The sequence below is a fragment of the Pseudomonas sp. LP_7_YM genome (assembly GCF_004364435.1).
Taxonomy (GTDB): domain Bacteria; phylum Pseudomonadota; class Gammaproteobacteria; order Pseudomonadales; family Pseudomonadaceae; genus Aquipseudomonas.
Window position 1 is genome coordinate 292212 of the sequence record NZ_SOCT01000006.1, and the last position, 6435, is coordinate 298646.

Sequence of the window (6435 nt, forward strand, 5' to 3'; positions counted from 1 at the left end):
CAGGGCTCAGATGGCGTTCGCCATGTTCCGCAGTTGATACGGCGTATGGGCTCGGCTGCATTCGGCAATGACCGTGGCAATTACCCGTTCCTGATCCTCAAGCTTCAGGCCCGGATAGATGGGCAGGCACAACACTCGTTCGCTCAAGGCGCGCGAAGTGGTTTGCGCTGCCTGCGGTTGCAGGTATTCAAGGGTGTCCAGCGACGGATAGAAATACCGGCGAGGGTTGATGCCGTTGGTGTTCAAAGCGCTACGCAGGCGCAGCAGCTGCGATTCATCACTCAGCGCGATGGGGTAATAGCTGTGGTTGAGCTGACTGTTGTCCTGCGCTTTCTGCAAATCGACGTAATCACCCAGGGATGCGCTGTAGCGGTGGGCTATTTCAGCGCGCTGCTGAAGAATATTCTCGATGTCGTCGAGGATGCATAGGCCCATCGCTGCGGAAAATTCGTTGAGTTTGGCGTTGATGCCTATGCCGTCGATTTTGTCCACATCGGCGATGCCGAAGTTACACAGCAGGTGAACGCGGCGTGCCACCTCATCGTCATGGGTGATGATGGCGCCGCCCTCGACGGTGTGGAACAGCTTGGTGGCGTGAAAGCTCAGCGTGCTGATGTCACCCCAGTTCAACACCGATTTGCCCGCGTGACGTACGGCAAAAGCGTGAGCGCCGTCGTACACCACTTTCAGATTGCGCCGACGGGCGATCTCTTCGATGCGCTCGACTGCGCAAGGGTTGCCGAATACGTGAGTACCAACAATGGCAGTGGTGTCGGAAACGATACGGCTTTCGATGTGCTCAGGTGAGATATTCCAGGTCTGCGCATCGATGTCGGCGAAGATCGGTCGCACGCCTTCCCACTGCAGCGAGCTGCTGGTGGCCACAAAACTGAACGGAGTGGTCACTGCGCTGCCGTTTAAACCCAGCGCGCGATAGGCGACCTGCAGCGCAAGGGTGCCGTTGTTGGTGAGGATCACGTGCTTTACGCCCAGATAATCCTTGAGGCGTTGTTCGAGTTCGCCCACCAGCGGGCCGTGGTTGGTCAGCCAGCCGCGCGCATAGATTCCCTCGACGTAAGTCTTGAACTTGTCGATATCGCCCAGGTAGGCCTTGGTTACATTGATCATCGAAAACTCCATTTCTGAGGTGAATCTTCACGGCTTTTCCGGCAGCCATCCTGCAAAACGCAACGCGATGGTCGAACCGTTCAGCTCTGGGTAGGGGCGGGTGGCTGATTGCCGGCCTTGTTGCTCATCCGTCGCGCTCGACTCTGGTTGATCCTGAGGATCAACCGGGTCGCCAGACTTCCTGTATGAGGGTCACCAAAATGAAACAGCGCAGTGGCGCGCTTGACGTTCGCGCCACAAGGCTGATTGGCGTGCAGCGTGCGATAGCCCCAGAAGAAATAGATGCTGCCCGGCTCCAGGCGCAGCACGTAAGGCTTAAGCCACTTGCGCTGCATGCCTTTGATGATGCAGCTGCGGGTTACCTTGTTCTGCAACAATGCTTTTTCGATCACGTTGAACAACACCCAGGAACGCACCCGCCGGATATTGGGGAACAGCATCAGATCGCCGAGCTCTTCACCTTCGGTGGGGATGAACACAGGGACAAGTGCGGTGACCAGGCTGGCGTCGTAGTGGAAAGCGTTGGATTCACGCTTGCCCTGATTGCCTTGCACGCAGCGCAGTACCGGAAAAATCCTGTCGCTGCGTGCGTCGCGCTGTGCGGCGTGGCGGTACAGGGATCCGAGCAAGGATTTGAATCGTGGGTCAGTCCAGTAGCTGGCCAGCAGGCTGTCGGCCAGGGCTGCTTCGCCGTGATAAGCGAAGTATTCGCCCTGATGTTTGCGGGCTTGTTCGTCCGTCCAGCTGCGCAATTGCTGAAGATCTGCTTCACCGACCGCAGCTTCCAGTTTCGCAAAGCCGCAGGTATCGATTTCGTTGGTCAGACGATTAGCCAGCTGTTCATCCATGCTGAAAGATAAAGGCATTGCGTTGCGCCCTCCAAAGAGGTAACGGGGACACGGCGTGTTGCGTTAGTTCGGGCACCACGCCACCCGAATCTGCAGATCCTGCCGTTTCTATTACGGTTCTTTTTGCGCTGACTGCTTTCAAATGTCCTGACGATTCATTGGGCAAAGCTACCGCCCTACCGAGCACTTTCAGTAATTTGGAAACATTTCTTTGAGCCAACAAAAGCCCACCGACGCAAGTGACACGCCGTCTGCTCTATTAACTTCGTTGGCGGATAAAACTCGGAATGTCTTTGACGCACAGCTCAGGGGTTATGCTGCTAAAACCGGGCGTATGGGACAGGCATATATATCGGCGGGCGCGGTGTTTCTGTCAAATTATTTCGCCAACATTTTGTTATGTTTTTGATAGATGGAGAATGGGAATTTCTAACTCATTGATTTTTATAGGAGTCAAAAAAACATCGGATTCAAGAAAGCACTCTACCGGCATTTCATATAACTGCGACGGTTGGCGCTTCCCGGTGGCGGAAACGCGGGAAGACGTTTTTCTGCCGCCAGAAGTCAGGCGCGGGGAGGGTATAGCTGTTATATGGCGCGAGTTAATTGAATATGTTTGCAGTGATATCTATTGATGCAGAAGAGTTCCACCCCCCGTATTTCCAATAATGTTCTTGCTGGCCTCTTGAACTTGCATGTTCAGCGTAAGAACAGATGTCTGCCAGCGCATAGAGTGGGCTTCGGACTTTGCAGATGCCTTTAATGACCACGGCGGATTTGGGCGGTTGAGGCTTGAGACCTTTTGAGCTTCGAACCTTGCTGGAGCACCTTCATCCGGTTGATCCGGACCGATACGTCCTCCATTATCTCTGGGGTGCGACGCAAACCTTTCGGGTCAGCAGGAGATGCAATGAATACGCAGTCGAAAACCGGTGGAGTGGCAGCCCAACGCCTGGCGCAGGCACGCGCGCTGATGAGTCGTGAAGGTATCGATGCCTGGCTTGTGCCATCGGCCGACCCTCATCTTTCCGAATACCTGCCAGGCTATTGGCAGGGCCGCCAGTGGTTATCGGGTTTCCACGGTTCGGTGGGCACGTTGATCATCACTGCCGACTTCGCTGGCGTGTGGGCGGACAGTCGTTACTGGGAGCAGGCAAGCAAGGAGTTGGCAGGCAGCGGAATCGAACTTGTCAAACTCCTGTCGGGGCAACCCGGTCCTCTGGAGTGGCTGGCCGAGCAGGCCAGGGCTGACTCGGTGGTGGCGGTCGATGGCGCGGTACTGGCGGTGGCTTCCTCTCGTACGCTGGCTGGCAAGCTCTATGAACGCGGCGCACGACTGCGCACTGATTTCGACCCGCTGACCGAACTTTGGGGCGACCGTCCCGCGTTACCCGCTCAGGCTATTTATGAGCACCTTGCCCCGCATGCAACTCAGTCTCGTGCTGAAAAGCTGGCCCGCTTGCGTGGCGTGCTTGCCGAGCGTGGGGCCGATTGGCATTTCATTGCCACGCTGGACGACATCGCCTGGCTTTTTAACCTGCGGGGCGAAGATGTGTCCTACAACCCAGTGTTTATTTCCTTCGCATTGATCGGGCCTGATACGGTCAGCCTGTTCGTCGCGTCCGAGAAAGTGAACCCCGCATTGCGTAAAGCCCTCCAGAGCCAGGGCATCACGTTGCGCGAGTACACCAGCATTGGCGCCGCGCTGCGCGATGTTCCTCGCGATGCACGTCTCCTCGTCGACCCGGCGCGCGTCACCTGCGGTTTGCTCGACTACCTGGACAGCGAAGTGACGCTGGTCGAAGGGCTCAACCCGACCACCTTGTTCAAAGCACAGAAAAGCGCGGCGGACGCACAACACATTCGCCAGGTCATGGAGCAGGATGGCGCAGCATTGTGCGAGTTCTTCGCATGGCTGGACACAGCGCTGGGCACTGAGATTGTCAGCGAGTTGACCATCGACGAAAAGCTCAGCGCCGCACGAGCCAGGCGTCCCGGCTACATTTCCCAAAGCTTTGCTACTATTGCGGGCTTCAATGGCAACGGTGCGATGCCGCATTACCGCGCGACCGAAACAGAACACGCGCAGATCGAGGGCGACGGCCTGCTGTTGATCGATTCCGGCGGCCAGTATCTGGGTGGCACCACGGATATCACCCGTATGGTGCCGATCGGTTCTCCTACCGCAGAGCAGAAACGCGACTGCACGCGGGTGCTAAAGGGCGTTATCGCGTTGTCCCGCGCCAGTTTCCCGCGTGGCATTCCATCGCCGCTGCTGGATGGCATCGCTCGGGCGCCGATCTGGGCCGAAGGCGTCAATTATGGTCATGGCACGGGTCATGGGGTCGGTTACTTCCTCAACGTCCACGAAGGTCCACAGGTCATCGCCTACCAGGCCCCAGTCACACCTCAGACTGCCATGCAGGCGGGCATGATCACCTCCATCGAGCCGGGCACCTATCGCCCGGGGAAATGGGGCGTGCGGATCGAGAATCTGGTCCTCAACCAGGAGGCAGGCAAAACCGAGTTTGGCGAGTTTCTAAAATTCGAAACCCTGACGCTTTGTCCGATCGACACAGGTTGTCTGGAGGTCAGCCTGCTGACAAAAGAAGAGCGTAAGTGGTTGAACGACTACCATGCTCACGTCAAGCAGCGTTTGAGCCCTCTGCTGGAAGGCGCTGCGCTGGCTTGGCTTGAAACGCAAACGGCCGCTGTCTGACTCAATTGGGTGACACCGCTGCTATTGGGGCAGCGGGTCGTCTTTGAGATCAATCGAGGAGATAGTCCGTCGCCCGAGACGGTGAGACGCAGGCGGGCCTAAAAGGACTAGCTGCGGTGCATGTTGCAGCCAATCGGTCGTGATCTGGCAATCATCAGGGGCGGCCCGGCTTCTTGCAGACGATGATCATGCTTCGACTGGTATAGCCGGCGGGGTTAAGCCCTAGCGGGAATTCAGTCGGGTCTTCCGAAGCTTCGCCGGATTTGGCAATCACCCTGTATTGCTTCGACTCGCAGGAATCGGTCGCCATTTCATAGCATTTGTCCCAGGAGGACGACAGTCCGGAGCAGTTGATATGCACACCTCGCTTGCTCTTCACTGGCGTGGAAGTGGCCGCACACCCAGCGACGCTCACTATTGCCAGCATTATTAGAAAGTACTTCATTCATTTCCTTACCTGAGCGGCAATGACCGTTCAGTCTTTAGCTTGAATTCGCTCGCGCCCCTGAAGCCGCCGCTATGCCCGTTCAGATGAAGCTGCGCAGTGGATGAGGTCCGGGCGTAAACATGGCGCAACGGCGTGACAAATGCTAGTGGCAACGTATAACGAACGATAAATGTCCCTCATTCGGCATCCACAAGAGCGGTGGGCTTCGACGGCGAGGTCAGGGTTGCACCCGCCGAGGCAATGATGATCGCGCTGATGGCCAGCCATTGGGTCAGCGAAAGGGTTTCGTGCAGAAATAGAAGCCCTGACAGTGCGCCAACCGCAGGCTCCATGCTCATCAGGGTGCCGAAAGTGCGTACCGGCATCCGGGTGAGAGCGATCATTTCGAGGCTGTAAGGCAGTGCGGTCGAAAGAATGGCCACGCCGAGCGCTATCGGGATCAGGGACGGGTCGAGCAGGGCGCTACCGGCGTGAACCACGCCAATCGGCGCGATGAAGATGGCTGCGATGATCACACCAAGCGCTGCAGTCTGCACACCGTGATCGCCCCCGGCTTTCTGGCCGAACATAATGTATGCCGCCCAGCAGACACCGGCACCGAGCGCGTAGAGCGCGCCGGTCAGATCCAGAGTGTCTGCCTGGCCCGTGGGGATCAGCAACCAGAGGCCGACTACCGCCAGGGCAATCCAGATGAAGTCGGTGATCTTGCGCGAATGTAATAAAGCGACTGCCAGCGGACCGGTGAACTCCAGGGCGACACCAATCCCCAGCGGGATGGTACGAATGGCCATATAGAAGAGGAAATTCATTCCGCCCAGAGCGATACCATATAGAAGCACCGTTCGCAGCGAGCTGGCCGTGAAGGTCGTACGCCATGGGCGCAGGATCACGATCATCAGTATGCTGGCGAAGATCAGCCGCAACGCGGTTGTGCCTTGCGCGCCAACAACTGGGAAGAGCGACTTGGCCAGGGAAGCGCCGGTCTGGACTGAGATCATGGCTACCAACAGGATTCCAACGGGTAGAAACGTTGAGGCCAGACTACTTTGCTTTGCGTTCATTGCTTGATAGGGATCCAAAGGGCAGGTGAAGCACTATATAGGTGGCAGGCAATGATGATGAATAAAGCGCATATGGGCAATATATTGCGCAATCCGCCTCTTCCGACGTTATTTTAAAAGATATGAACATAAGTGCTTGACGCCCCTCTGGATGTGTCTATAATTCGCCCCACTTCCGGCGCAGACGAAACGGAAAACTCCTTGATAATCAAAGAGTTGGACGAAGTAGGC

Annotated in this window: 5 protein-coding genes; 1 reads left to right on the top strand and 4 read right to left on the bottom strand. The window is 56.9% G+C overall.

Annotated elements, in window-relative coordinates:
- Window positions 1-6: 6 nt before the first annotated feature.
- Both EC915_RS16785 and EC915_RS16790 read right to left on the bottom strand, forming a co-directional pair.
- The gene (locus tag EC915_RS16785; RefSeq protein ID WP_133751645.1) at window positions 7-1128 is read right to left on the bottom strand and encodes a DegT/DnrJ/EryC1/StrS aminotransferase family protein; all 1122 of its coding nucleotides are present in this window, start codon (window positions 1126-1128) and stop codon (window positions 7-9) included.
- Between the two features lie 80 nt (window positions 1129-1208).
- Window positions 1209-1994 (bottom strand): hypothetical protein, encoded by a 786-nt coding sequence (locus EC915_RS16790; RefSeq protein WP_177413383.1) that lies wholly within the window; start codon window positions 1992-1994, stop codon window positions 1209-1211.
- A gap of 892 nt (window positions 1995-2886) precedes the next feature.
- On the opposite strand from EC915_RS16790, the gene EC915_RS16795 reads away from it, so the two are divergent.
- Entirely contained in the window at window positions 2887-4695 is a 1809-nt protein-coding gene (locus EC915_RS16795; protein ID WP_133751646.1) for an aminopeptidase P family protein, read from the top strand.
- A 154-nt stretch (window positions 4696-4849) separates the two neighbouring features.
- Here EC915_RS16795 and EC915_RS16800 read toward each other — a convergent pair whose 3' ends face one another.
- Both EC915_RS16800 and rhtA read right to left on the bottom strand, forming a co-directional pair.
- Entirely contained in the window at window positions 4850-5140 is a 291-nt protein-coding gene (locus tag EC915_RS16800) for a hypothetical protein (protein ID WP_133751647.1), read from the bottom strand.
- Window positions 5141-5319: 179 nt separating this feature from the next.
- Window positions 5320-6204: a threonine/homoserine exporter RhtA gene (gene rhtA, locus EC915_RS16805; protein ID WP_133751648.1), complete on the bottom strand. Its 885-nt coding sequence runs from the start codon at window positions 6202-6204 to the stop codon at window positions 5320-5322.
- Window positions 6205-6435: the final 231 nt, after the last annotated feature.